At 59.6% G+C, this 25,167-nt stretch carries 28 protein-coding genes; 22 read left to right on the forward strand and 6 right to left on the reverse strand.

Annotation, left to right across the window (positions count from 1 at the left end):
* Positions 1–22: 22 nt before the first annotated feature.
* Positions 23–964: an RNA polymerase sigma factor RpoH gene (rpoH, locus tag QFZ83_RS02020; protein ID WP_042582807.1), complete on the reverse strand. Its 942-nt coding sequence runs from the start codon at positions 962–964 to the stop codon at positions 23–25.
* Between the two features lie 339 nt (positions 965–1,303).
* Positions 1,304–2,185: a competence protein CoiA family protein gene (locus QFZ83_RS02025; RefSeq protein WP_307502004.1), complete on the reverse strand. Its 882-nt coding sequence runs from the start codon at positions 2,183–2,185 to the stop codon at positions 1,304–1,306.
* Between the two features lie 35 nt (positions 2,186–2,220).
* Between QFZ83_RS02025 and QFZ83_RS02030 the strand changes: the two genes are divergently transcribed.
* The 7 genes from QFZ83_RS02030 to QFZ83_RS02060 all read left to right on the forward strand — a co-directional run bounded on the left by QFZ83_RS02030 (position 2,221) and on the right by QFZ83_RS02060 (position 10,526).
* The gene (locus QFZ83_RS02030; protein WP_307502008.1) at positions 2,221–3,261 is read left to right on the forward strand and encodes a hypothetical protein; all 1,041 of its coding nucleotides are present in this window, start codon (positions 2,221–2,223) and stop codon (positions 3,259–3,261) included.
* A 425-nt stretch (positions 3,262–3,686) separates the two neighbouring features.
* Positions 3,687–4,202, forward strand: coding sequence for a hypothetical protein (locus QFZ83_RS02035; RefSeq protein WP_307502010.1), 516 nt, complete (start codon positions 3,687–3,689; stop codon positions 4,200–4,202).
* Complete coding sequence (locus QFZ83_RS02040) at positions 4,141–4,983, forward strand: serine/threonine-protein kinase (protein WP_307502013.1); 843 nt, start codon at positions 4,141–4,143, stop codon at positions 4,981–4,983. Before QFZ83_RS02035 ends, QFZ83_RS02040 begins: the two co-directional genes overlap by 62 nt.
* A 9-nt stretch (positions 4,984–4,992) precedes the next feature.
* A complete protein-coding gene (locus QFZ83_RS02045; RefSeq protein ID WP_307502016.1) occupies positions 4,993–6,147 on the forward strand; it encodes a hypothetical protein in 1,155 nt (384 codons plus the stop codon).
* Positions 6,148–6,208: 61 nt separating this feature from the next.
* Positions 6,209–6,823 carry a hypothetical protein gene (locus tag QFZ83_RS02050; protein ID WP_307502019.1) on the forward strand — a complete coding sequence of 205 codons (615 nt, stop codon included), beginning with the start codon at positions 6,209–6,211 and terminating at the stop codon, positions 6,821–6,823.
* A 218-nt stretch (positions 6,824–7,041) separates the two neighbouring features.
* Positions 7,042–8,277 (forward strand): hypothetical protein, encoded by a 1,236-nt coding sequence (locus QFZ83_RS02055; RefSeq protein WP_307502022.1) that lies wholly within the window; start codon positions 7,042–7,044, stop codon positions 8,275–8,277.
* Positions 8,274–10,526, forward strand: coding sequence for a hypothetical protein (locus tag QFZ83_RS02060; RefSeq protein ID WP_307502025.1), 2,253 nt, complete (start codon positions 8,274–8,276; stop codon positions 10,524–10,526). The genes QFZ83_RS02055 and QFZ83_RS02060 overlap by 4 nt, the downstream gene beginning before the upstream one ends.
* 414 nt (positions 10,527–10,940) lie before the next feature.
* Here QFZ83_RS02060 and QFZ83_RS02065 read toward each other — a convergent pair whose 3' ends face one another.
* Positions 10,941–11,564 carry a tyrosine-type recombinase/integrase gene (locus QFZ83_RS02065; RefSeq protein WP_307502030.1) on the reverse strand — a complete coding sequence of 208 codons (624 nt, stop codon included), beginning with the start codon at positions 11,562–11,564 and terminating at the stop codon, positions 10,941–10,943.
* Between the two features lie 522 nt (positions 11,565–12,086).
* Between QFZ83_RS02065 and QFZ83_RS02070 the strand changes: the two genes are divergently transcribed.
* The 13 genes from QFZ83_RS02070 (at position 12,087) to QFZ83_RS02130 (ending at position 19,955) form a co-directional block, all read left to right on the forward strand.
* Positions 12,087–12,398 (forward strand): hypothetical protein, encoded by a 312-nt coding sequence (locus tag QFZ83_RS02070; protein ID WP_307502033.1) that lies wholly within the window; start codon positions 12,087–12,089, stop codon positions 12,396–12,398.
* A gap of 274 nt (positions 12,399–12,672) precedes the next feature.
* Positions 12,673–13,845, forward strand: a complete 1,173-nt coding sequence (locus tag QFZ83_RS02075) for a S41 family peptidase (protein ID WP_307502035.1) — start codon at positions 12,673–12,675, stop codon at positions 13,843–13,845.
* A 301-nt stretch (positions 13,846–14,146) separates the two neighbouring features.
* Entirely contained in the window at positions 14,147–14,566 is a 420-nt protein-coding gene (locus tag QFZ83_RS02080; RefSeq protein ID WP_307502040.1) for a hypothetical protein, read from the forward strand.
* Positions 14,567–14,665: 99 nt separating this feature from the next.
* The gene (locus QFZ83_RS02085) at positions 14,666–14,911 is read left to right on the forward strand and encodes a hypothetical protein (protein WP_307502044.1); all 246 of its coding nucleotides are present in this window, start codon (positions 14,666–14,668) and stop codon (positions 14,909–14,911) included.
* Positions 14,912–15,001: 90 nt separating this feature from the next.
* Positions 15,002–15,328 carry a hypothetical protein gene (locus tag QFZ83_RS02090; RefSeq protein ID WP_307502047.1) on the forward strand — a complete coding sequence of 109 codons (327 nt, stop codon included), beginning with the start codon at positions 15,002–15,004 and terminating at the stop codon, positions 15,326–15,328.
* A gap of 147 nt (positions 15,329–15,475) precedes the next feature.
* The gene (locus QFZ83_RS02095) at positions 15,476–15,805 is read left to right on the forward strand and encodes a hypothetical protein (RefSeq protein WP_176656916.1); all 330 of its coding nucleotides are present in this window, start codon (positions 15,476–15,478) and stop codon (positions 15,803–15,805) included.
* 112 nt (positions 15,806–15,917) lie between these two features.
* On the forward strand, positions 15,918–16,649 hold the full coding sequence (locus QFZ83_RS02100) for a hypothetical protein (protein WP_307502050.1): 732 nt from the start codon (positions 15,918–15,920) through the stop codon (positions 16,647–16,649).
* Between the two features lie 229 nt (positions 16,650–16,878).
* The gene (locus tag QFZ83_RS02105; protein WP_307502053.1) at positions 16,879–17,316 is read left to right on the forward strand and encodes a hypothetical protein; all 438 of its coding nucleotides are present in this window, start codon (positions 16,879–16,881) and stop codon (positions 17,314–17,316) included.
* A gap of 64 nt (positions 17,317–17,380) precedes the next feature.
* Positions 17,381–17,614, forward strand: a complete 234-nt coding sequence (locus tag QFZ83_RS02110; RefSeq protein WP_307502056.1) for a hypothetical protein — start codon at positions 17,381–17,383, stop codon at positions 17,612–17,614.
* A 47-nt stretch (positions 17,615–17,661) separates the two neighbouring features.
* Positions 17,662–18,231 (forward strand): HEAT repeat domain-containing protein, encoded by a 570-nt coding sequence (locus QFZ83_RS02115; RefSeq protein WP_307502060.1) that lies wholly within the window; start codon positions 17,662–17,664, stop codon positions 18,229–18,231.
* Between the two features lie 64 nt (positions 18,232–18,295).
* Positions 18,296–18,907 (forward strand): hypothetical protein, encoded by a 612-nt coding sequence (locus QFZ83_RS02120; RefSeq protein ID WP_307502063.1) that lies wholly within the window; start codon positions 18,296–18,298, stop codon positions 18,905–18,907.
* A gap of 131 nt (positions 18,908–19,038) precedes the next feature.
* Positions 19,039–19,431, forward strand: coding sequence for a DUF2750 domain-containing protein (locus QFZ83_RS02125; RefSeq protein WP_307502066.1), 393 nt, complete (start codon positions 19,039–19,041; stop codon positions 19,429–19,431).
* 110 nt (positions 19,432–19,541) lie between these two features.
* A complete protein-coding gene (locus QFZ83_RS02130) occupies positions 19,542–19,955 on the forward strand; it encodes a hypothetical protein (protein ID WP_307502069.1) in 414 nt (137 codons plus the stop codon).
* 165 nt (positions 19,956–20,120) lie between these two features.
* Here the strand turns inward: QFZ83_RS02130 and QFZ83_RS02135 are convergent, their stop codons facing one another.
* Positions 20,121–20,513: an ester cyclase gene (locus QFZ83_RS02135; RefSeq protein WP_307502072.1), complete on the reverse strand. Its 393-nt coding sequence runs from the start codon at positions 20,511–20,513 to the stop codon at positions 20,121–20,123.
* A gap of 168 nt (positions 20,514–20,681) precedes the next feature.
* Between QFZ83_RS02135 and QFZ83_RS02140 the strand changes: the two genes are divergently transcribed.
* A complete protein-coding gene (locus QFZ83_RS02140; protein WP_307502075.1) occupies positions 20,682–21,578 on the forward strand; it encodes an AraC family transcriptional regulator in 897 nt (298 codons plus the stop codon).
* A gap of 180 nt (positions 21,579–21,758) precedes the next feature.
* Positions 21,759–22,697, forward strand: a complete 939-nt coding sequence (locus tag QFZ83_RS02145; RefSeq protein WP_307502078.1) for an IS481 family transposase — start codon at positions 21,759–21,761, stop codon at positions 22,695–22,697.
* A 256-nt stretch (positions 22,698–22,953) separates the two neighbouring features.
* Here QFZ83_RS02145 and QFZ83_RS02150 read toward each other — a convergent pair whose 3' ends face one another.
* Both QFZ83_RS02150 and QFZ83_RS02155 read right to left on the reverse strand, forming a co-directional pair.
* The gene (locus tag QFZ83_RS02150) at positions 22,954–23,937 is read right to left on the reverse strand and encodes an IS5 family transposase (RefSeq protein ID WP_307502081.1); all 984 of its coding nucleotides are present in this window, start codon (positions 23,935–23,937) and stop codon (positions 22,954–22,956) included.
* A gap of 44 nt (positions 23,938–23,981) precedes the next feature.
* Positions 23,982–25,132 (reverse strand): IS3 family transposase gene (locus QFZ83_RS02155; RefSeq protein ID WP_307502085.1). Its coding sequence is split into 2 segments (ribosomal slippage): positions 23,982–24,886 and positions 24,886–25,132, totalling 1,152 coding nucleotides; the frame shifts between segments, so codons are not numbered across the junction.
* Positions 25,133–25,167: the final 35 nt, after the last annotated feature.

A 25,167-nucleotide genomic window follows, 5' to 3' on the forward strand; every position in this document is an offset into this window, starting at 1 on the left:
CTTTTTGCTGGGAGAGGGTGGCTTACGCGTAGTCCGCCAGTGCCTTCTTCATCTTCTTCATCGCAGCGACTTCGATCTGGCGGATGCGCTCGGCGCTCACGCCGTACACCGCAGCCAGGTCGTGCAGCGTCATGCCGCCCGAGCCGTCGTCGTTGACCTTGAGCCAGCGCTCTTCGACGATGCGGCGGCTGCGGTCGTCCAGCGCTTCGAGCGCGGTCGCGATGCCGTCGCTCGACAGGCGGTCGCGCTGCTGCGATTCGAGTAGAGCGGTCGGCTCCTGCGTGGCGTCGGCCAGATAGGCGATCGGGCCGAAGGCTTCGTCGCCGTCGTCCGACGGACCCGGATCGAGCAGCACGTCGCCGCCCGACAGTCGGGTTTCCATCTCAAGCACTTCTTCGGGCTTGACGTTCAGCCGGGTCGCCATCTGCGACACCTCGTCGGGGCTCAGCGTTTCGCGGTGCGTGCCGTTGTCGGACGCGGCCGAATCGGCCTTGAAGCCCTGCTTCATCGAGCGCAGGTTGAAGAACAGCTTGCGCTGGGCCTTGGTCGTGGCGACCTTGACCATGCGCCAGTTCTTCAGGATGTACTCGTGAATCTCGGCCTTGATCCAGTGCATGGCGTAGCTCACCAGCCGCACACCTTGATCGGGGTCGAAGCGCTTCACGGCCTTCATGAGGCCGACATTGCCTTCCTGGATCAGGTCGCCGTGCGGCAGCCCGTAGCCCAGGTATTGGCGGGAAATGGAAACCACGAGGCGCAGGTGCGACAGGATCAGTGCACCCGCGGCGTCGAGGTCGTTCTGGTCGCGCAGCTTGCGAGCGAAGCCCTGCTCTTCTTCGAGCGTGAGCAGCGGCAGGCGGTTGGCGGCCGAAATGTAAGCATCCAGGTTGCCCAGCGGGGGGACCATCGACCATGGATTGGCGACGGCCAGCTGGTTGGCAGAGACTCCAGACAGCGTTGTCATCAGGGGAAACTCCTTTGTATTGGCCATATTAGCACTCGGTTAGAGGGAGTGCTAAACCAAGGGTTCCCTTGAGTTTTCATCGCGTTGATAGGCAAAAGCTACTTGTCGGTTTTCACTGAGTTTGGAATTTTTTTCACTGGGAATGGAACTCCAACTCCTTTGAAATCAACAGCTTGGCGCTACTTTGACCTCTTGCGGCACCGCTGAGACGGTGTTTTTGACTGTCGCAAACGGTCAAAAATTCCGGATTTTTTCCAGATAATTCGGGTATATGTACCCGGATAAAATTAAAGTCGATTGAAATTTTGGGACACCTTCGCCGAGGTTTTTGCATCGTGGCTACGTGGCTGAGGCGATTTCCCGCAGCTGTGCGCGAGCGGCCTCTGCCCGAAAGCGAGGAATCACCCAGTTGTGATGCGCCTCGCGGTATCGCCCATAGTGAGCCCGGGCGACTGTGCGCACTGCTGAGACGATTTCAGGGTCGAACCGCACCGCTTTGATGGCGATGTCGCCACTGGGGAGTTCCTTGATCGAGATCCAGCGTCCACGGATCGTCACGATTTCTTCGGGCAGGAACTGTCGCTGCGCTGCCAGCGCAGCAGGCGGCAATGTCGGTAGTTGCTCCACCATCGCCGAGCCCTCCAGGCGGTCCGGCCAGAGCCAATACTTGCAAGCGGTGTCTTCCAGGACGACTCGTTTGACCTGTGTCACGTCAAAAGCGGAGGGTGTGAATACCCGCAGGTCGATCTCGAGTGCAGGTAGGTGCATGTTCTCGTATGCCCGCCGCTTCTCCATGTCGCAGAAGGAGGAGTAGGCGATCTCGATTGCCACGCCGACACCATCCGTTGTGGTCGCGAGCAAGTCGGGTCGCCGATCGTCAATGGCAACTTCTTCTTTGATGTCCGTGCACGCCAAGAGGATGGAAGAGGCCCGGTCGTCGCTAAAGCCAAGAGCTTGTGCTGCGGCCGCAGTCACTGGCACAACAAGGCCACCTGCCTCAAGAATCACGCGTTTAGCAAAGCGGTGCAGATCCGACTCGTAGTCGGATGCACACGGCTCGATGTTGGAGCTATGTGCGAAATGGTGTTCGCGCTTGTCCCCCTGGCGTGCAAGGACGACCTCGCCGCAAATGGCGCATCGGCAGTTGCAGGCAAGGCCACGCTCGACTTCTGTGATGTGGACGAAGCGATTCGAGGCGTGCAGTGCAAACAGTGACAACATAGGGGCTCCAAGAGTTGAGTTGAGGTGCCCCAGTGTTGCGATCCGAACTCTCACCAACCAGCCACCAACCGGTTGCCAACGGGTTGCCGGCTGTGCGGGAATTGCTGCCGTGTTTTCGCGATTGGCTCGCAACTCAGCGTGACGAGGCCAAGGCGCTGACGCTGTTGCGGGCTTTGGCGGCTGAGTCGATCAAGGTCGCGGGCTCCACTGATTTGCAGCAATTGGAGTTCGATGCGCTCGACCTCGCCCAGGCATGCCAATGGCCTGAGTGCGACGACTTCGACGCCGCCTCCAAGAAGATCAAGAGTGCCAACCTGGAAAAGTACCTCTCAAGTCGAGCTGCCGACCAAGAGGCATTCTTTGTGCAGCAAGGCCTTCAACATGCGCTGCGAGTCTGCAAGCGCTCACCCTCGGGTCGCCACCGTGCGCAATGGTCTTTGGAGCCGTATTCGTTGGCGCCCCCGGTGGAGGTCATTGACGCGCAAAGCGGCAACGAACCGGTTGAGACGAGGTTGAGTGCGGATGACGCGCAGATAGCGTACGACTACGCGGTAGCCGGTACTGTGAGGCCGTCATGGCTGGCGCGCCCGCTCTTTGGGAGTGGTTGGTTTAGGACAAAGTCGCTTCGAGGCCTGCTGTTTGCGTGCACTGGCCTCGCGCCGATGGTATGCGTGGCCGGCTTGGTGGCGACTGTATGGCTGATGCTTTTTGTGAGGCGGCAGGTCATTACGGCGGATCTGGCCTTCCTAGTCTTTGGTGCCGGGCTAGGCTGGGTGCTCTGGAACTCGATTCGCAGCCTTTGGTGGCTACTGGCGGATCGGATCATTCCTGTCGCGGACGTTCTGCTGGGGTGGAGCGAGGCGCCAGCCCAGTTGGAGAGCTTCAAGGACGGCAACGCGCGCATCATCGGCATGGTCCGATACAGTGCCACTTGCCCCGTATGCGCTGCTGCGGTTGAACTGCGCTATGGCGAGGGCAACGAGCGACGCAGACTCTTCGGCTGCTGCGTCGAGGCACCTCAGGAGCATGTCTTTACTTTTGATCGAGTGACGAGGCGTGGCAGACGAGTCAGATAGTTCAGCTGACTAGGTTTCATAACCAAGAACCGACTGCAATTCTTCGTGGCGCGTTGTTGCGATATCCGTCGTGCAGTTGTCGCAAACGACCGCATCAGACTGATCTGCGACATAGAGTCGCTCCCGGTGAGTGGCGGCGTCCGTACTAAGCGGTCAGTCGAGAATCGCCGCTCATGCGGCCTTTGACCGCCTGGCTGCAGCAGCTCATGCCACGGCCGGACGCGGGTTGGCACAGCCCTTAGGAATACCGCGTCATTGCTGTCATACCGGGCTGAGGGCACTCGAGGACTGCCGGCGCGTTAGTCAGGTAGTCTGGGCGCGATTCATCGTCATTTCTGGCGCATAGCTGCAACGGTGCAGCCAATATCGAGGGCCGCGATGAGCGGCTTGCTAAACTTAACCCAAAGCAGCCTTAGAGTGCTCCAATGACTCATGAAAGAACACGGACGGGGGGCCATTCCGAGTTCGCGACCGAAGCGGACTTTGTGGATAAGTTCGTCGGTAAGCTGGCCAAGGGCCGAACCGCGTTCGGACGTGTGCAGATCACCACCGAGTGGGACCATCGCGCAGGCTTTGTCGATGTCCTCGCGAGGAATCGGCGCAAGGGCCTCGTCGCGTTCGAGGCGAAGCTCGACAACTGGAAACGCGCGTTTCACCAGGCGTATCGCAGCACTGCGTACGCCAACAAGTCTTACGTCATCGTTCCCGAGCATGTGGCCAGCAGAGCCATGCGGGATCGAGAAGAGTTTGAGTTGAGAGGAGTGGGACTATGTTCTTTCGACGGCTCAGCCGTGCAGGTGCTCATCGAGGCTGCCGAGCAGGATGCATTGCTCCGGTGGCTGCGCGAGCAAGCTCACGAGCACTTCAACATGCTGCCAGATGAGCGCTGCACTAGACCTAAGCGCGGCCGCAGCAGACCTATGCAAGAAGCGCGGGTTTGAGTTCCACGGCGAGCTTGGGAAGGGGGCGTTCAAAAGCGCCTATCTTGCTAAGAATGCGCAGACTTCCTTCGCGCTCAAGCTGGCTGCCGTAACAGGAAGCCCGGAGCGTCTGATCCGTGAAACTGCGGCTCTTCAAGACTGTTCACACCCTGCGATTGCTAGGCTCTTCGAGGCGTTCCCCTTCACCTACGGCGGCCTGCAGCTTTGGGTGGTCTGCGAGGAGTATCTCGCGGACGGCACGCTTGAAAGCAGGCTGAAGGGAGGCTTGCCTCCACCGGCGGTCCTGCGCGGAATAGCCGTCACGCTGGCCGAGGTGCTGGAGCATTTGAACGACAAGAAGCTCGTGCACCGTGACATCAAGCCGGCCAACATCATGTTCCGGACGGACGGGGCGCCCGTGCTCACCGACTTCGGCATCGTGCGGATGCTGGATCAACCTACGCTCACCCAGGCGTTCCTCAACATGGGCCCCGGGACGCCTGCATACGCATCACCCGAGCAACTCACCAACGACAAGGCCCTGATTGACTGGCGCACAGACCAGTTCGGCTTGGCCATCGTTCTGGCCGAGTGTCTGCTCGGTCATCACCCATTCTTGGCGCAAGGCAAGACCATCCACGATGCCATCGTTAGCGTGGCGGCGAGGCAAGAGATGCCAGCGGCAAATGCCCTGCGGTTGCAGGTACTTGGCTTCGGCTGCCTCATCAGAGCGCTCAAGCCGTGGCCTATCGCTCGCTACCGCCGGCCTTCCGAGTTCATCGAGTCACTGAAGCAACCCTAAGAGGAACCTATGGCCTCCTATCTGCAGCTCGGCCACGATTCGTGGAACCTCCTTGAAGAAGAGGATATTGGCGCGTACTCGGGGCTCGTTCTCAGTCCAGTCAACGATGGTCCCACGGACGTGCAGGCGCGGCTTGCGCGCCTTGGTGAGCTTCGCGATGAGCTTGAGATCATCCTCGACTCGCAGATGTACAACCCGGCGGTCGAAAAGGGAAAAATGGACCAGTGGGCCTACTTCTCTGCCGACTATGCGACGGCCGATCATGCGGACGCCGGTTGGTGGAGTCAGCGAGGACGCGAGATTGTTGAGCAGGCTGCCCAATTGGGCGTGGATGTCGTCTGCTCACCGGCGCTGTGCCCAAGGGTGTTCACGGACGACTACTACTCGCTGATGGTGGAGGTGGCCGACGCCACCAAACGCCATGCGGATGGGCATGGCATCCAGACGATGCTAACCGCCATCGTGAGCCTTCGGGATCTAGCGAACCCAGCTCGGGCGATGGCAATCGCCTCGATCCTCTCGCGCTGTTCTTGCGAACGCATTTACCTGACGTTTCTCAACGAGGACGTGGCCCCTCGAGAACCACTAAGGGACGACGCCGGCCTACCGACTGCGGTCCATCTAGTTCGGCTTCTCTCGGCGGAAATGCGCGTCCACGTAGCCTTCGCGTGTCACGACCTCGTACTGTGGAAGTTTGCGGGCGCGACGGACATCTCTACCGGCAAGTTCATGAACCTGCGGCGCTTCTCCCCGGGGCGGTGGCAGGAGGAAGAGCCGGGAGGCCGACAGGTTGCGTACTGGAATGAAGGGCCGCTGCTGGCTCGACTGCGCGAAGCCGACGTCGCGCTGCTTCTTCGGCACGGATGGTTTGATGGCAGGGATATGGCCAACAACCCGTCCGAAGCACGCATCTTGGAAATCATCCGCAGCGGCACCGGCACGCCTTGGCTGAAACAGTCCTGGATGCAATACCTGCGATGGGCGTGCAACATGGAAGCTGTTTGGCATGGCAACCCTGCCGCTGCCGAAGCGTCGTTGGACGCCGCGGACCGCAGTTGGGGCGAAGTCGTCGACCGCAGGCGCATCCTGTTCCAGGACAGGTTCAACAACGGCGACCACGTCCGCGCCTGGTTGAACGCGCTGCGTGAAGGTGGCGCTAGATGAGGGGCTTGGCGGCTGATCGTCTTGGCAAAGCCTAGGCATCGCCGAGAGCGGCCACGCGCCAATGACGAGCTTCTTCTCTGAACGGACGGCGGAATACTCGATCCTGCCAACCGTCGTCACGTACCTTCGGCAACGTTTCGGCGCCGCCGCGCCGATGTACTTCTGGTCTACTAGGGAAGGCAACACCGTCGCGGATGAGGTCCATGCCGGGCGGCGCATGAGAGTGCTGGTGGTATTTGCTCGCCGACCAAAGGTCTGGAGAGAAGCGATGTTACTCGGGAAGCTCAACGCGGAGCTCTTCGAGTTCGCGCAAAGGGCTGAACAGCACGGACTGCCCTGTTTTGCTGGATTCCCAGTAGTGAGAAACGTGTTGGAGCTCGGCGAAGACTTCCGCACACATTGGTTCCCTCTCATCGGTGAAGAGCAGGACGACCTCTATTTCCAGGTCGATCTATCGCAGCCCCACCTTGCACCGACAGCGATGGATGGCCACGCTCTACAGACCGTGGGGCTGGGCGACCTCGGAGACGCAGTCCAGAACGCGCGCGTCCTTCCGTGGTCTGACGTCGTCAAGGCGATTCGCAGCTTACGGCACCCGCATCGGAGGACGAGCTACGGCGACTTCTTCGGGGGAGGTAGTCTCTATACCCCCGCGTACGTCCTCGTGCCTGAATGACACTCCACGCGCGCGTGATGCGCGTGATGCGCGTGATGCGCGTGATGCGGGCGATCCGTGCGGTGAGCTTGTGCCCATCACTGCAATGCGCGTTGATCGCGTGGTGTCGACCCAGGGTCGACGCATGACTCTTGCGAAGCGATCGCCGCTCAAACGTCGGACAGCAGTTCTCACTATGAGCAGACATCATTTCAGCGACCTGACGTACGATCCGAGACATGTCTGGCCTCCCGTCACCTGTCAACCTTTCGCTTCCGGAACTCGCTACAGCGGCACCGGTTCTCGCAGCCGGGTGCGACATTTCCATAGACGTTCCGGAGAGCTACCTTAGCGATGAACGCTTCGCGCTACCGGGAGTAGAGGCTCTCGCGATTCAGCGCCTGATCACCCTGGCGCACGACGCTGCCACATTGAAGTTCTTCTGGCACACAGCCGCTGCGCGACGTTTGCTGGATTCGCCCTCGGTTCATCCTCTGGCCGCCGTGGCCCTGTGCTTGAACAATGCAGACCACACAGCACCCGAGGACGCACATCTTTCCCCGGGTGTCTTTGACCGTGCCCGCGCCAGGGTACTGAATCACAAACTCAGCGCTGACATGTTTACTGATCGCCAGGTCGTCATGTGCCTGGACTTTGAGCGACCAAGCCTCCCGGTGGATCTCTACGAACCTTCCACACGCAGGCTCAGACCGGAGGCGGACTTTGAGTCGCTCATCGACGATCTTGTGTATGCCCAGCACGGGGCGGGGTTCAAGGCTGAGAAGCTGTCCAGGCTGCGGTTGGCGCTGGCCGTTATCCTCCGTGAACTGCTGGAGAACACGGATGACCATGCCAAGACGGACTTCGAAGGCAAAGTCCTCAGGCCCAACTCTATTCGGGGGCTGCTGGTAAAGCGTATCCTCGAGAATCGTAGATTGCCGAAGCGTGCCGCCGCTGACCTGCCGCCGGTCCCATGCCTGGAGTTCACCGTCTTCGACTCGGGCATCGGCTACTACAACTCCTATCGACGACAGCTGCTGCGCGGCCAGGCCAGGGGCGAGCCGGTCGTCATCGGCGACAAGCAGGCGGACACGGTTCGACGTTTTGAACTCGGCTCGCATGTGCCTGTTGAGGTCGAGTACGCCATCGTCCTTAAGTGTCTGGGCCGGCATTCCGAGAATGCGAAGGCCATACCCGATTCGCGGCCCGGCCATCGCGGGATGGGCCTCTACGAGGTGCTTCGCGCTCTGGAGGCGATGCAGGGCATGCTTGAAGTTCGCACTGGACGCATTCACGGGTACCGGAGCTTTCTGGAAGGCGAGCTTCGCCTTCAACTTGAGCCCGAAACATCCGAGACCAAGCCCGGCATGCCCAAGGCATCACTTTTGGATGTCGACAGAAAGATAGCGTCCTACCCATTGCCACGTGAACTCGTGCGCGGGTCCCTGGTACGCGTTGTGGTACCTCTGGCATGAATGAACAGAACGAGACGCAAGGTCTCTGGCTACGCACGAGGTACCGGGAGAATCAATACGATGGCGAGGCCTGCCTGCTCGTCTATGACTTGGACTCTTTCGACGACGCACTTGTTGGCAGCGATGTCAAACAAGTGTTCGAGCAGCGGGCTGGTACAGCCAACATCTTCATCGCGGCGCCGTTTCTGAGCAACGAGACCTGTCGGGAGAGGCTTAAGGCCGGCGTGGCGCTGCAGCGGGCTACTGCATACATGTCAGCCAAAACGGGCCGCGTCTACTTGCTCGAGGTTCAGGTCGACGCCGCCACGCGAGCAGTTTCGATAACGGCAAGCATGCTGCACTGGAACGCCGACACAGCAGAAGTCCGGTTCGAAGCCGCGAAGCCACTGGATGCGGCCCTGCGCGAAGGATGGCTGTTCCACCTGTTCGATGCCAATGAGGGTCTGGTCGTTGCACCGCCGGGCGTCCACTTCCGAAAAAGCTCGAATAAGCACGCGGACAAGTTCCTGCGGGCAGCCAACACCCTCACATCGTCAAGCGCGTGCGGCTTGCTTGCAATCTTCGCGCTGGCGACGCTCCCGCCGCGCAGCCCCAAGCGCATCCTTGTGGACACAGCGCCCCTGCTCTCGCTGGCCTACGCCATGATGCGCGTGGCAAAGAGGCATGGCATCTGGGAAGCCGATGTCCCCACACGGTCGTTCAGCTCGTATGGGGGGCAGTCGAAGATGCGCCGCCTGTCTGTGAACGACGTGATCCTCATTTCAGCCACGACATCAGGGTCGCTTGCGGAAAGCCTAAAGGCCCAGCAGGCAAACGAGGATTCGATCGTCACGCTATTCTTCCTATGCTCCATGGGAGCGACTCGCCCGCACAACGTGCTTTGCGACTTGACGGTGACGCCAGAGCGCGGCTTCGGCTACCAGCCTGTGAAGAATCACCCCGCGGTGGGATGCTCGCTGTGCGCTTCCGACTTCATCCTCGCAGAATTTGAGGGTGACCAGTTTCTCCTGCAGCAGCGCAATCATCGGCTGCTGAAGTTTGTCCGAACCACGCAGGCTGACGATACTCGTTCGACACTGACGGAGTTGCACGAAGTGAGGGCCACAGAAGTAGTCATGCGGCCCGATGCGACGCGGCCGTCAACCATAGAAATCAACGAGGCACATCTCCTCACTTGCCCGGCAATCCGCAAGGACTTGATCCGAAATCTGCGTCGCTACTTGCCTCAGCCGCTGGCTCTGGTGGTACGTGTGCGCATTACCCAGAGCCAGCTTTCGAGTTTGATCGCTGACGCCGGCATCGGCCCTGCGGTCGCGCACGCCAGCTTCATCGACTGGCCAGACCTTGCGGCTCATCCTGCGCTGGGCGAAGGTCAGGGCGTTCTTGTTGTTTTCGGCTGCCTTTCCAGCCACACGGTTGCCCGCCAGATCAACGCCTCGCTCCGGTCTAAAGTGAACAACGGGAACGTCGCCTACGTTTCGGCGCTAACTATCGCCGAGACGCCAGAGCAGTATCGGGACATCAAGATGTTTCTCGGGTTTGGCGAGCGCGGCGCTGACACTTTTACCTATCGGGATGCGCGCAAGGTGGCACTGCCGATCCGCGGCGCCGACAAAAATCCATGGGCAGAAGAACTCGATCTTCTGAACGATCTCGGGAGCCAGCAGATCGTGGAGTTGGAGGCTCGTCGCCAGGTTCTGTCCACAGAGATCACTGCCAGGAACGGGCTTTTCTGGCCCGGGCTCACCGGCCCACTCGCCATTCAGCGGGACTTTGTTTACCTCGACACGGCTGCAGGCACTGGAGACATTTCACAGGCGGACGTTTTTGCAGTCGTGTCCAACTTGTTCGCCGCTGCCCGTTCGGGCAGCAACGATCTGAGCAGGAAAACCAATGACACCGTGCCACTTGCGCAGTCCGTTTATGGCCACATCCTCTTGACGCCCGAGGCCTTTATGACCTTCAACGATGGCGTGCTCAAGGCATGCCTGCTTCGGGCCGCCAGAAAGAGCGATCTGATGTACGAAGTGGATGCTGGCTACAGCAATCGGATCCTGGAAATCGTGCTTGCCGAAATTGCGGGGTGGCCTGTTGGGACAGGTGACGCGCTCCCGGAAATGCTGGTGGCGCTTGCCACTGGGCGTCTACGCCTGCGCGAGACAGACTCGGCTTTGATTCGCACAAACGCGCTCGCCGCGGGTCTGCCACCCTACATGGCTGCTTTGGCGAGAGCGATTCCGCAGCGATAGGCGACCCACCACGACTGCAAACGCACACAAAGGAGGACATCAATGAGCGGCGTATCGTGCGGATGCCTGCGGGGCGTGCTGGCAGATGTCGACGACTTGAGCCGCAAGGCTGGTACGACACTATGCTGAACGGCGGGGTGAAGAGCCTGGCTTTGCTATTGAGCGGTCAGTCGGAGTAAGGTTAGACAAGTGGCCTCTATGTCGCCACGACGGGACATTCGGATCACAAAAGCGACTAGCGGCAATCGCTGCGTAGCCGCCCTTCAGGTATGCCCGCTCCAGACTGGTTGCGGTCAGTCGGCGCGGCCCGCTGAATGTCTGCTGTGCGCTGCAATCGAGCCATCCGGCAGCGCATTGATCCGCCTCACCGCCGCAGCAAGGAGGACGGATCTGCGCTGCTCAATCGACGCTCGCTCAGATTTCTGTCTGCTCCGAGATCTCCAGGGCGTCATCCACCTCGATGCCCAGGTATCTGACGGTCGACTCGAGCTTCGAATGGCCGAGCAGCAACTGCACCGCACGAAGGTTTCTCGTCCGCCGGTAGATCAGCGTAGCCTTCGTCCGCCGCATCGAGTGAGTTCCGTAATCGGCAGGATCTAGTCCAAGCTCTCTGACCCAGCCACCCAGAATGCGGGCGTACTGCCGGGTGCCGAGGTGCGGCGAGCCGTGCATTCGGCTCGGGAACAGGAAGTCGTCCGATCGCAGGCCGGTGCGCTGGATCCACGCATGCACAGCCTCTCGGGTTCCAGGCGTGAGCTCAAACTGCACCGGACGCTGGGTCTTGTGCTGCATCACCGTCGCCCGTGGTGCAACCTGCTCCCCGTGGCAGACGTCCCTGACCTTCAGGCTGACAAGATCGCAGCCGCGCAGCTTGCTGTCCAGGCCCAAGTTGAAGAGAGCCAGCTCGCGCACTCGGCCCTCAAGTTGCAGCCGCACCCGCAGCGCCCAAATGTCCTTGAGCTTGAAAGGGGCCTTCTGGCCGACGATCTTGCCCTTGTTCCAGGGCACTTGGCAGGTTGCAGTGTTTACTGATCCCATGATGGTCTCCCATCGAGTTGAGGGAGCCTCAGCATGCGCTGGCCGGACTGCAGCTCTCCTTGATGCAGCGCCCAAGCAGCGCCTGCTTTTTCTGGGATAGACGTCAGCTTTCGCGGCCATGTTTGGCCTACGGCAAGGGGCACAATCGGCCACAACCAGACCTTCGCCATGAAGCCAGAAAATTGCCCGGCACCTGCAACAGTGGACTATGTCGAAGTCGGTCGTGAGTCGCACGAGCTGGCGCTCCGTCACGGACAGGATGCACACAGGTATGCGCTGCGCCTGTCTGAGCAAGCCAAGGACGCTGGCGATGCCGGGGCAGCTGCATTTTGGTTCGCGGTCACCCGAACGCTAGAACCGAGGACATAGCGGGTCGCTTGCAAGGCTCGTTTTCAGCCTCGCGATGGCAGCAGCATGACCGGCTACAGTCGGCCAGAAGCTGCCGCTCGACCGCGCGGTCCAGTTCGCTCGGAAGCAGGCAGTCGGTGCGCTTGCACATCATCCATTTCACTGAAATAAGACATGCCCGATCGTGACGATGCATGGCCCTTCGAGGACGCGCCGAACCTCGCTTGCTTCACCGTGAGGTCCATCATGAATGGGACTGCGCCAATCCTCTACGTCTCCCACGACGATGATGATGGCGCTTGGCAGATGCTCACGAGCGACGCCGCTGATATGTCCCAAGCGATGATCGTGGCGCTTGTGCAGTTGATAGAGTGTGACCGCACGCTGATTGAACTAGCGGACATGCCACTCGGGTGGTCTGCTTCGCGCGAGGATGCGAACTCGCCATGGATACGCCGGGCTAAGTCAGAATCAGCGGTCGGCTGAAGCAGCGGCATTCGGCCAAGACCGGGCGTCCAACGGAGGCCCAGAATTCGCGTCCCAACCCAACGTTCGCAGCATGCACGCAACGGAATGATTGCAAGATATGGGTGGATCACCTGAAGCATGTGCACACCAACCTTGGTCACTTCGACAATGGGGCGGCGATCACAGGCCAAGACAATGTTGCGGAGCCATGGCGCGAACTTCAAAGGAACGAATGAAAGCTCAGACGGTTCACCGTACGCAGAAGGTGCTCGCCACATCCACCTATCGCCCCATGACACGCAATCTTCTCTCATTCGTCGCGCTTGGTCTGGCGGTAGGAATGCCCGCTCATGCGCAAGCTCCGAACTCCGGTCCGGATGATGAAGTGAAATACCTTACGACCAGCATGCAGATGCTGCGGGATCGGCTCGATCATCCCGTCACCAAGGGGGAATTGCTCCAGGCCGCCGTGAGGGGGATGCTCAAGGAGATCGATCCAGAGGGCGGACGGTATGTGATCAGCGAAGACAAAGCAGGGCCTGCAGACGGTCCGTACTCTGGCATTGGAGTGGATTTGATTTCTCGTGATGGAAGTGTCATCGTGGTGGCGCCGATTCCGGGTGCGCCCGCAGAGCGAGCCGGCCTCTTGCCAGATGACGTGGTCTATTCGATCGACGGGCACTACATCCAAGCAGATTCCGACCTTGCGGTAAAGAAACTCAGAGGTGCCACCGGCACGCAAGTGCTCATCACTATCGCGCGACCGGGCGAGTCGGCGAAGAGGGAGTTCCGCATAGATCGCCAACCATTGACCAACGCGACGGTACGGGTCTCTCGGCAAGTGCCCGGCATCGCCATTGTGCACATCACTCGCTTTGCCCCAGAGACCCTACAGCAGCTTGCCGCGTCGCTTTCAGAGACATGGGCGACGCAGGTGTTCAAGGGGATGGTGTTGGACCTACGCCGAAATTCAGGCGGAAGGTTCGATAGCGCAATAGGCATCGCTTCGCTGTTCATGCCCGCGAATGCAGTCGTCGCAAAGACCTTTGGTCGTCTGACAGAGGCCAATGCCGTCTACATGGCTGCGCCGCCTTTCTACGCCGCAGGTCCCGACCCGCTGGCGGAGGTCCCGCCGCAAATTCGTCAGCTTCCCCTCGTGGTTCTGGTCGACGAGGGAACGGCAGCGGGCGCGGAAGTCGTTGCCGCTGCGCTCCAGGAAACGGGGCGAGCGCGTGTAGTCGGAAGAAAGACGTTTGGAAAGTCGAGCATCCAGTCTCTTTACCCCATCGGGCCAGGGCGTGCGATCGGATTCACGACCGCGCATTGGACAACGCCTTCAGGCAAATCGATCGACCGTGTGGGAATCGCGCCGGACAGCATCGTCGCGAATCGCGACTTTCAAACTGGCATCGATGTTTCGGTGTCGCTGCTGAACAAGCAGTTCGCCAGAGGGTCCACGGAGTAGAGAGAAAGCTCATCAGTCGATGCACCGACTCCGCTGCCGAGTCCTTACCGTCCAGGTCCCATTGCCCGTTCTGGCCACCTTCGCTCGGCAGTGCTCGGATGAGACTGGTTTGACCGTAACGCTGGTTCGACGGACCCAGTTTGAATGCCTGCCAACTAACTTCGGTGGCTAGGCGTTGTCTCCAAGGGCGATTTCCGACCAGAAGCCGCCGTTCGTCGACGTCCGCTTTCGCGTAGGCGTTGGGTGTCAGTACCAGGCGCACCGCGGACAATGGCAGACGACACAAGGAAAGATGAGAGTCATGGCCTACCAATTCGCCGGCTTCCTAGTCCCGACCGACCAAGATCTCGCGACTAGCGCAGCCATGCCGGGTGAGGCAATCTGCCGTCTGATCGTTTCGCCGTTCTTGGGCGTGGGCATCCGACTGCCATCATTGATTGGAAAGACCCCTTCTGTTTCTCAGATCCATGCGCTTGCCTCCGAATTTGGCGTCATAAAGGCGCGCTCGTGGCTGTACATCGGCTATGAAACGTGGGGCCGTGTTGACTCCGTTTATGCCGCAGGAGTTCATGAGGGCACAGCCTTCGGGCCGATCGATGATTCGAACATTCAGACGGTCGAGGCGACCTTTGTTGAGGTGATGTCGCGAATTGGTGTCAACCGTGAGCAAGCATTGCGCTTTGACCCATTCAGGCGTGGGTTCTGGGCCCCGCAAGCGTAGTCGAGGACGGCCTTTCGGCCATTACCAGACACTCGCAGCATCGGACAGAATGCGGCGCAGAGCGGTCGTTCGGCCGTTGCACCAATGGAGGCATTGCCCATGAATGAAGATTTGGATGTAGCGAAGCGCGCTCTCGACCTCCAGGCTCGTGCGCGGGACTATGCACTCGTGCAGCTGCCAGGTTATCGAGCGTGGTCGGAGCGGAAGCTTCTCGAAGGTACCTCTGAGGCTCTTATTGCGCATCTCGATGCCACAGCTATGTGGCTCCTGCCAGAAGAAGTATCTGGCGTGAGCGAAGACGATTTTGAGGAGTTGCTGGCGGATCTGCGTGATGCGGTGGAATAGACAATCAAGTCGCTTTCGGCCAGAACCGGACTTTTCGTCTCACCTGCCATTGGCCCCGATGACACGGCATGAACTAAAAGGCTGACGAGCATGCCGACAGGAGATTTTCTGCAATTCAGTGTTCTTCCATTCGGAAGTTTTTTGATTCCGGTCACTGCCGCCGTACTTTGGCGGCTCCGAAAGAACCTGACAGGGAAGGTTATGTTCTTCGTCTGCATGATAGGAGTTTTGGGCGGAGCGTTGGTGGTCGCGGCACTGCGGGCTTTTCTTCTCCTTCCTCTGCACATAGGCTGTCTCGACTGCGGTCTCTTAAATAGGTGGTGGTATTGGGACGCAATCACCTTTGTTCAAGGCTTCGGCATCACGTCCGCCTTGGCGCTGCTGGCGCAGCGGTTGGCACTCAGGTTTCGACGTTGATTTCTGTTCGCTTCGAAGCGTGACGTGCGGCAGCTGGGAGTACTGTGGAACCAGCCTCCGTTCGGCTAAAGTCGGCCAAGAGCAGCCGCTCAACACGGCCTACTCTCGGAGTGGTCGAGTCCAAAAAATCACTTCTCGCGATAACCTATGAAACGAATTCCTGATCGCCACGCCCCCGACGATTGGACTGAGGAAGGAGCCAAGATTCTTTCCGAAGCAAGCCTTGCGAAAATCAAGAATGCGTTGGCTAGAGGTCCTGTCATTGTTCAGCACTGGTTCTATCGAGGGGCAAGTTGTCCATGTGTCGTTTCGTTCGAGGACCTCGAAGAATTTGAAGCCTATCTGGAACAGCATGCAATTCCGGGTGATGCCTTTGAGGTCTGGAGCTTCAACGAGGTCTGCAAGACGGAAAACGTGCTCGCTGAAGGTAAGCTGCATGACTCGGATGGCTGCGTACCTAGGGGCGGCGCCTACTGACGACCGCCGCGTCCGGCTGCAGCCGGCCACAACCGGACCCTCACCACGTTGGCCGAATTCCAGACTGTGGCAAATGTCATGACGACTATAAAAGCATGCGTATAGAGTTCCGATGAAATTCAATGATCTCGCCCGCAAGGCCGCCAGGAGCTCCGGACCTCTGTCCTACGGTGGCTCGGTTCTTCCGGAAGACCTGATTCGGTTTTCGCTCGCGTATGGCGTTGACGGCGCTGATGAGATTGAACGGCTCTGCAAACAGCACGGATGGCACGAAGACGGGCTACTGGAAGACGGCACCAGGGTAGTGCCTCTCGCGCGCTGGGCTGTGGCCTGCATTGCCTACGGCCGCGGCGGTGTTGCTGCACTGCAGCGCTTGCTGACTGATCGGGCGTTCGCGACATTTGCTATCGCTGTTCTTGGCGAAGTTCGCACTGAGCCTTGCGTAACGGTGCTGTTGGACTACTGCCTGTCGACAACCGCCCTTTCAGATGAGCCAGACGATCCGTTCTGGCGAGCGCTCGGCGCTTTGAATGGGTTGACGAGCTTCGATGACGGGCTGGTCCCACCGCAGGAACAGCAGAAGAAGCTGCGAGACTTGGTGATCGAGACATTCGCCAGTGCAACAACGCCGTATCAGCAGACGCTTTGCCTGTGTGCGTTGAGAGGGGCGCCTGTCGATAGTTCATTGGAGTGGGCGGAAGCTCAGACCGTGACCGACCCTGGTGCGATGCGTGCAAAGGCGGCCGCGATAAAGTCGCTCCGACGGCGTCTTTCCGGCTCTTACAAGCCGCCGAGTGCTGAGCAGAAACGTCAGATCCGCAGGCAGCGAGCACTTGATGTTTAGTGCGTTTTCGGCCAAGAGCAGTCGGTCGGCCCGCCGCAGAAATCACGGGATAGCAGACGTTCGCGACGCGCATACAACGCTTTGACTTCGGGGCGGAAGCGTCTGCTCTGAAGCGCGTGCACACATACAGCGCCTGCATCAACAATTCGCTCCAGCGAACCTCCGCGCCTTCCGGCGAGAGCGCAGGCGCTCAATACTTCAATCAGGCTATCCAAAAATAACAGCACCTATGCCCAAGCTCATGACACTTCTTCGGTGCCTTCCGCTGGTCATCGGGCTTGCAACGACCGCCGGCTGCACTTCCGTTTACCGAACTCCGGGTGCAGAAGCTGTAGCAGGAAGCGAACTCGCTGTTCTCGAATACAACGGGGGCCTCGCCATCGGAGTCAACATCATCGAGGTCGATGGCAAGCACCGCGGCGCGGGATTTTTTCGACGGTATGAGCTTACGCCGGGAGCGCATTCAATTACGGTAGCGTTAAACCTAGGTTTGGGGTTTAGCGCGAAATCCCAGCTTCTCACCTTCGAAGCGAAGGCATCAGAGGTGTACGACCTGAAGTACGAGATCAAGAATACGGGCTACAACACCGGCACATGGCGTGTTTGGATTGAAGAGAAAGCAACGGGTCGCGTAATTTCTGCGATGGACGGCCAGGCCAGAACATAGAAATTCCGTAGTCGGCCAGGACCGGTCATTAGCTCCGCCCCTCCAACTGATTTGTACCCCGTATATGTGGCCATTCAAGAAAGTCGCGGCGGTCTCGCCGATAGCGGTCGCTCCAACGCCGGAAATGGTCGCGGAAGCCAAGGCCAACCCCGGAGGCTGGGTCTACCAAATCGCGGGAAGCTTCGGCCCGAACGATCACATCCCTCCGGAGTTCATCAAGGGGGCATTCAAGGTCGATGAGCGTGGCAACATCACGGGTGAGTTTCAGGCGAACCCGAAATATCGGGGTGAGCCCTGAGGCCCGAAAACGTACAGCGGGACGCGGCCAGAAGCGGATATCTATCGATGAACCCTACCAAAAATGACAGCGAAAAATCTCCGCTGCTACAACCGGCGAGCGTAAAGCCGAACTTAGGCGCTGTACCCTCTTGGTATCAGGACTTCTTGGAGCAAGTTGAGCGCTTTTGGGTTGTGAACCAAATCGAACCGTCAAAGCGTTCTTCCTTTCTCCTGAGCAACCTTCTTAGCGCTATTGAGGCAGGCGACAAGAACCGCGTCCATCTCATTTTGGAGGTTTCCCTCCAGTTTGACGCCCCAGAAAAGGCGGTCCTTCTCTGTGAGATGCTGCTTATCAAGCAGCATTACCGTCACCAGGAGCTCGTGCGAGAGCTCCAACTTATGGCGGAGCCGTCCGCTGTTCCATATCTGGTCAAAGCGCTCACCTCCAACCTAGACTACATGGACGAGTACAACGGGTCTGGTTCTGGCGTGGTAGCAAAGTGGTTCAGCCACGCTCTCCTCGACATTGGCACCCCGGAAGCTATTGAGGCGTTGAGGGCTTTCTCAGCTCATTCGGACGCGGAGGTTCGAGAAGAGATGGCGTACCGCCTTACCAAACTCGAGGACTTAGATTGAGGCCAACAACGCACGCAGGCGACGGGCCTCGCGCTGCGCGCTCGCACGCGCCTGGTTGTGGGCGTTGAGCGCCCTGCGTCAGATTTCCTTCAAGGGGCGCATTGGGGCCTTTGCCGCAGCCCAATCAGTCGAACCGCAAGGCCGGACGCGGCCAGAACCGGTCACTCAGCCCGCCCGGCAAAAATCCGCTAAAAATAGGCGCTCGTTCCCGAAAGAAAAAATGACCTTGCTCTATCGTGTATCGATCTCTGTTGCTGCGCTGCTGATCTGCACCACTGCCATCAGTCAAGAAGCGCGGATTGCTAAGGCTGAAGCGATAGTCGATGCTTTTCAGGCGATGGATGCGCGGCAGATCGTTAAGTTCGTGGCCGAAGACCTCGTGCGTCAGAACGGCGACTATCAATTCCGTGCGCAATACGAAGAATTTCTTTCGGACGTCGCCAAATCTCCAGAATACAGAGCGGCCAAGGCTTCGGCGTATGCCCGAGTCTTCACTGAAGACGAGTTGGATGGCATATTGGCTCTTGCCAAAAACCCGATGTTCCAGATGTACCAAGAGAGAAATGCGGAGCTACAGAAAGAATCGCGCTTGGCATTGGCGAGCGTTCTCCGGCCTCGGGCGGTGGAATTCGCAAGGAAGATCGAAGTCCTCAAGGCTGCGGGCACCAAGCGCTAGGGTCCGCTTGATGTGCATTCGGCCGCGTTGAGCCTGTGGCCTTCGGCTGCAGTCGGCCAGGACCGGTTATTCGCGACGACGAGCCAACGTCAACGAATAGCCAAAAAACTTGAGCTTTAGGAAACATCCCAATGAAGCGGCTTCATGAACAAGAGATCGCTGCAGTACTCAAGACCGACGGTCCCACCCGGTATGGGCATTTCGTTGGCCAAGTAGCTGATTGGGAAGCCGTTTGGGGTCTTCGAACTCCCGATGGCTGGGTCTCGGGGTCCGATGAGACCAATGGTCCAATGTTTCCGGTGTGGCCACACGAGCCGTATGCGCGCATGCTGGCAGTGGACTTGTGGGCGAATGCAACTCCGACCCCGATCGCGGTTCACGACTGGATCGAGAAGTGGCTGCCTGGCCTTGCCCGAGACCGCGTGATGGTCGCTGTCTTCCCCACGCCCGAAGGCAAGATAGTCCTCGTCGATCCACTTCAATTGCGAAGCGATATTGAGGCCGAGCTTGCTCGCATTGAATAACGAGACTTCAACTTTCGGCCAAGAGCAGTCGCTCGCGTCACCGGCAGAATCCGGCCATAACACGTCAAAAAATTGCGATGCGCACACCACCTGTTTTGCTCCTGGCTTTCATGATCATCCCGATGGCTCACGGTGCCCCCGTCTATGACTACAGCACCCCCGAGAAGGCTCTTACGTCTCTGGAAAATGCACTTACCGCTAAAGACATCGAAGCGGCTGTCAGAAGCAAGGCGTTCATGAAAGAGGCTGAGGGAATGGCAATCGAGCGCCTAAAAGAAAGGGCAACTAGAGAAATCATCGAAAGCCTTTCTCGTAGCCTCGAAATGAGCTACCGGCTGGAAATCAAGAAGGCAGGATTTCCCAACTTCGCAGCACTCAAATGCTCGGCAAAGCACGAATTGCTAGGTCCGGATGTGGCTGTGCTGTCTGAGCGTTGCATTTTTCCAGATCAGGGGCATTCAGTTCAACGATTGAAGGCCTACAGGATCGGTACGGAGTGGAAGATCGGCGAGCCGCTTCCATGAGAATTTCCAATCATCCCCTGCAGCGAAACTACGCTGGCTTGTTCTGTCAAGTCGAACGTTGATCGTCTGCTATCAGGAGTCAGCTACTTCCGCTTCGGGCCCTTTGCGCCGACCTTGCGTGGGGCTACAGTCGGCCAGAAGCGGTCCTTTGGTCAGCCTTGGGCCTCAGGAACGCGGCAACGCGCCTATCTGCTGCATCAGTCCGAGCAGGTCCGGTTGCCCCACTTCGGAGACGATCTTCCCGGTCGAGAATCGATAAATGTTCAGCGCTTGCACGGCAATCGGCTTACCGGTGGGAGGCACGCCGAAAAAAGCTCCGTGATGCGTCCCACGCATCGTGAATCGCGCAGCGATGACATCACCTTCGATGACGGTTTCCTCAAGAGTCCATTGAACGTCGGGGAATCCGCCGCGCATCATCCCGATGATCTCCAGGTAGCCTTGTGGCCCGTGCACGGGCTCGGCGCGCCCAGGAACTTGAAACACGGCGTCCGAAGAAACCAACTCTGTGGCGAGCCGCGGGTCCGCTGTGTTGATGAACTCCACGAAGCGAGTCATGAACTGTCGGTTTGTGGTTTGCATCTGTCGCCTCGGAATGTCTACCAGGATGGGACGCGGGGCTTGGTGGCCGCCCGGTGCCCGCGTACCCATATTGTTCGAGCTGCCGGCGTGTTCGACACGATCAAAGTCGGTTGCTGAATGGTGAATATCGGACAGAATGGATCGATGCCGCGCGGAACGAGACCCATCGAAATCGAGCAGGTCCAATATCGGCCCTCGGCCGAGAGCACACTGGATCTTGAGGTCTTCTCTATGTCGGACTTAAGACGAAGGGTGCCCCAAGCCCACCTCCAGCGTCACCACCGCTACGACTTTCACATGTTCGTGCACGTCAGACGCGGAAAATGCCGCGCCGTGGTGGACTTCAGGCACATCGAGTGTGGCGCGGGATCGCTACTGACCATCCGGCCCGGACAGGTTCACCGCTTCGGCCCGGGAAGCCGTTGGGACGCAAACCTTCTGCTGTTCAGACCCGAGCTGCTGCAGGCTTCGCGAGGCGAGGAACGCCTTCAGATGCCTGAACTGATCGATGCGCTTCCTGGTCATCTGCGCCTCGATCGGTCGACCAGTCGGTTCTTGGCCAACACGCTCGCGCGGCTCGAGCAGGAGTGCGCGCTCGAAGCCCGGCAACCGCTGCTGAACTGGCTGCTCCAGAGTGAACTGGCAACGCTTGTGATGCGGCTGCACATCTTTCACACCGAGCAACAGCCGCCCGCTGGAGCATCGGCCGACGCGCCGGAGCGCTTTCGTCTTTTCAAACGGCTTTTGGACGCGAAGGTGCATCAGTGGCATCACGTTTCGCGCTATGCACATGCCATGGGATGTTCTGAGAGGACTCTCACTCGCATCTGCAGTGCGGTGGCCGGCGTCGGTGCAAAGGCCTTTATTGCCTCGCGCCTTGCGCTGGAAGCCAAGCGCCTGCTCGTACATACGGAGATGCCGATTTCCGCCATCGCGCGGCAGCTTGGCTTTGACGAGGCGACCAACTTCACCAAGTTCTTTCGCAGCATTGAAGGATGCACGCCAGGCGAATTCCGCCGTCGGTTCGATGTCTCGTTGTAGTCTCGATACCCGTCGACGCGGATCGGACGTTGCATTCGGTCTCGCGCACGAGCTACCGGACTCTTGGCGTTCGAGCCCGAGCTGCGCTGTCTAGATGTGATGTCTCAATAGGTTGTTCACCCGAATGGGTCTGGGAAACTGGAGTTACCACGCTTCAGGATCTCAGAGGAATCCCACCGGATGAACAGCCATAAGAATGCCAGATTGACATTGGAAGGTCGCAAGTTGCTTGTCGAACGCATTGCAGGAATGGGGCTGATGCCTGCCGCCGAGGCGGCAGGCATCAGCCCGCGCACCGCGCGCAAGTGGCTCAAGCGCTTCCTGGAGGGCGGCGTGCAGGGCCTGCACGATCGCAGCTCGCGCCCGGCCAGGACGCGCACGAGCCTGGACGCTGCGCTGCACGAGCGCATCGAGCAATTGCGCCGCTCGCGCATGCCCATGCGCCGCATCGCCACCATCGTGGGGCGCAGCGTGTCCACGGTCAGCCGCCTGCTCGCACGCCTGGGGCTGTCCAGCCTGAAGGCCCTGGAACCCATTGCACCAATCGTTCGCTACGAGCGAGAAGCGCCGGGCGAGCTGCTGCATATCGACACCAAGAAGCTCGGGCGCATCGTGCAGCCCAGCCACCGCGTCACAGGCGATCGTCGCGATGCCACGCGGGGCGCAGGCTGGGAGTTCGCTCACGTGGCCATTGACGATCACTCGCGAGCGGGCTTCGTGCAGATGCGCGACGACGAGCGCAAGGGCTCGGCCGTGGCGTTCCTGCAGGCGGCCGTGGCTCACTACGCGGCCTTGGGCGTGACCATCAAGCGCCTGATCACCGACAACGGCTCGGCCTATCGCTCGCGGCTGTTCGCCAAGACTTGCCAGGCACTGGGCATCAAACATACCTTCACCAGGCCCTATCGCCCACAGACCAATGGCAAGGCCGAGCGATTCATCCAGACCTGTCTACGCGAATGGGCCTATGGCCGTGTCTGGGCCAACAGCAAAGAACGCACGACATGGCTGCCTGCGTTTCTGAACTACTACAACGCCAGGAGGCCGCACTCCGCATTGGGCTACAGGCCACCAGCTTCCCGACTCAGCGGGAATAACCTATTGCAACTCGACATCTAGATGTCTGCTTTTTGGCGTGGCGAGTGGCAGTAACGGGCCCCGAGCAGACGGTCGCGTCGCTCTGAAGCGGACGGACCTGAATCGCCCCGGATTCCCTAGGGATGGTCTGCAGAACGCGATTTGCGATCGCGGCTGAGTGAACAGGGTGATGGCGAACCATCGAGGCGATCAGATCGAGCAGCCTGAACATCGATTTGCTGCGCCAGACACCCGTCAAGCGGGTCTGGCGAGCCCGATTCGAGTGCTGCAGACACACTCATCCCCCGGCCTGCATCAACCGCTTGCGCGCCATCCACAGGTTCGACAGCGCGAACAGCGTGACGATCTGCGCGGTGTTCTTCACCAAGCCTCGATAGCGAACCTTCGTGAACCCGAACTGCTGCTTGATCACTCGGAACGGGTGCTCGACCTTGGCTCGAATGCTGGCCTTCATCTTCTCCACTCGCTCGGCCACGAACTCGGGTTCGATGAACGGATTCAACATCCTGCGCTTGCCCGGGCGTATCGCCACGTGCCAGGTCGGCCCCGCGGCCTCCGGTCGTTTATGAACGCCCTGATAGCCCGAGTCGCCGAACGCCGCGTGTTCCTCTCCATGCAAGAGCGCACCGGCGACGTTGATGTCGCTGACGTTCGCCGCCGTTCCTACTACCGTGTGCACCAGGCCTGATGCCGCATCCACACCAATGTGCGCCTTCATTCCGAAGTACCACTGGTTGCCTTTTTTGACCTGATGCATCTCGGGATCACGTTCGCCTTCGGCGTTCTTGGTCGAGCTGGGCGCCGCGATCAACGTAGCGTCCACGGCCGTTCCCGTGCGCAGCATCAGGCCTTTGGCCTGCAGGATGTCGTTGACCACGCGCAGCATGTCGACGGCCAGGTCATGAGCTTCCAGAAGGTGACGAAATCGCAGGATGGTGGTCTCGTCGGGCAAACGGCTCGCGCCGTCACCCAGACCCGCAAACTCGCGGTACAGGGGTACGTCGTGCAGCGCCTCTTCCATGGCCGGATCACTCAGCCCGAACCATTGCTGCAGATAGTGAATGCGCAGCATCGTCTCGATGGCAAAGGGCGGGCGACCCGTCTTGGCCCGCGGGCTGTGAGGCTCGACGATTTGCACCAGTGCGCCCCATGGAACCACCCGGTCCATCTCATCGAGGAACTCGCGCTTGCGCGTCTTCTTCGTCGACAGGTTCAGGCCCAGGCCGAGCTGGCTCGGTGGCGTAACGCGTTTAGCAATCATGGGCTCAGATCATGCAAGGCTTGGGCCGGTTTTGCAGACCATCCCTAGACACTTTTGAGCCGTTGGAAATGGCGTCGCTCGAACTCTACGGGCGACAGGTCGCCAGCGGTGTTGTGGCGACGCCTGGGGTTATAGAACATCTCGATGTAGTTGAAGACATCTGCCCTGGCCTCATCGCGCGTCGAATAGATTTGTCGGCGAATGCGCTCTCGCTTGAGTAACTGGAAGAAGCTCTCTGCGACTGCGTTGTCATGGCAGTTGCCGCGCCGGCTCATGCTGCTCACCAGGTTGTGATCGCGCAGGAAGCTTTGCCAGTCATGGCTGGTGAACTGGCTGCCTTGGTCGGAATGCACGGTGACCGTCGCTTTGGGTTGGCGCCGCCACAAAGCCATCAACAAAGCATTGAGGGCCAATTCAGTATCGATGCGGTGCCCCATGGACCAGCCGATGACATGGCGCGAGAACAAGTCGATCACCACGCTCAGATACAGCCAGCCCTCGTGGGTACGGATGTAGGTGATGTCCGTGACCCAGGACTGGTTGGGCTCGCTGACTATGAAGCGTCGCTGCAGATGATTGGGGGCGACCACGGCAGGCTTGCCACCACGACTTCCAGGCCGTCGGCGGTAGCCCGTCTGGGAGCGCAGCCCCTCGAGCTTGAGCAGGCGAGCCACGCGATGCTTGCCGCATGTCTCGCCCAGATCGCGCATGTCCATGGTCAGCTTGCGGTAGCCATAGACGCCTCCACTCTCCAGCCAGGCGTGCTTGAGAAGGCCCAGCAGACGTTGATCGTCCTTGCCACGAAAACTCATCGGCTCGATCTTCCAGGCGTAGTAGCCGCTGGGGTGAACGGCCATGACCTTGCACAGCCTGCGAACGCTGTGCTCGCCTTCATGGCGCTCGATGAATGCGTACTTCACCCGGACTGCTTGGCAAAGTACGCTGCGGCCTTTTTTAGGATGTCGCGCTCCTCGGTCACACGCTTGAGCTCGGCCTTCAGCCGCCGCAGTTCGTCTGTCTGCGACACCTGCGCCTGCCGATCACCGGTGGGCATGCGCTGGGCCTTGATCCATTGATAAAGACTGTGCTGACTCACGCCCAGCCGGGCCGACACATCGGCCACCTTGTGGCCGCGCTCGGTGATCTGCTTGACCGCTTCGGCCTTGAATTCTTCGGGATATCTCTGCTTACTCATGGCACCTCCTATTGGGCCTCAGGTTTGAGGCTCAG

This window comes from Variovorax sp. W1I1, assembly GCF_030815625.1.
Lineage (GTDB): Bacteria > Pseudomonadota > Gammaproteobacteria > Burkholderiales > Burkholderiaceae_C > Variovorax > Variovorax paradoxus_C.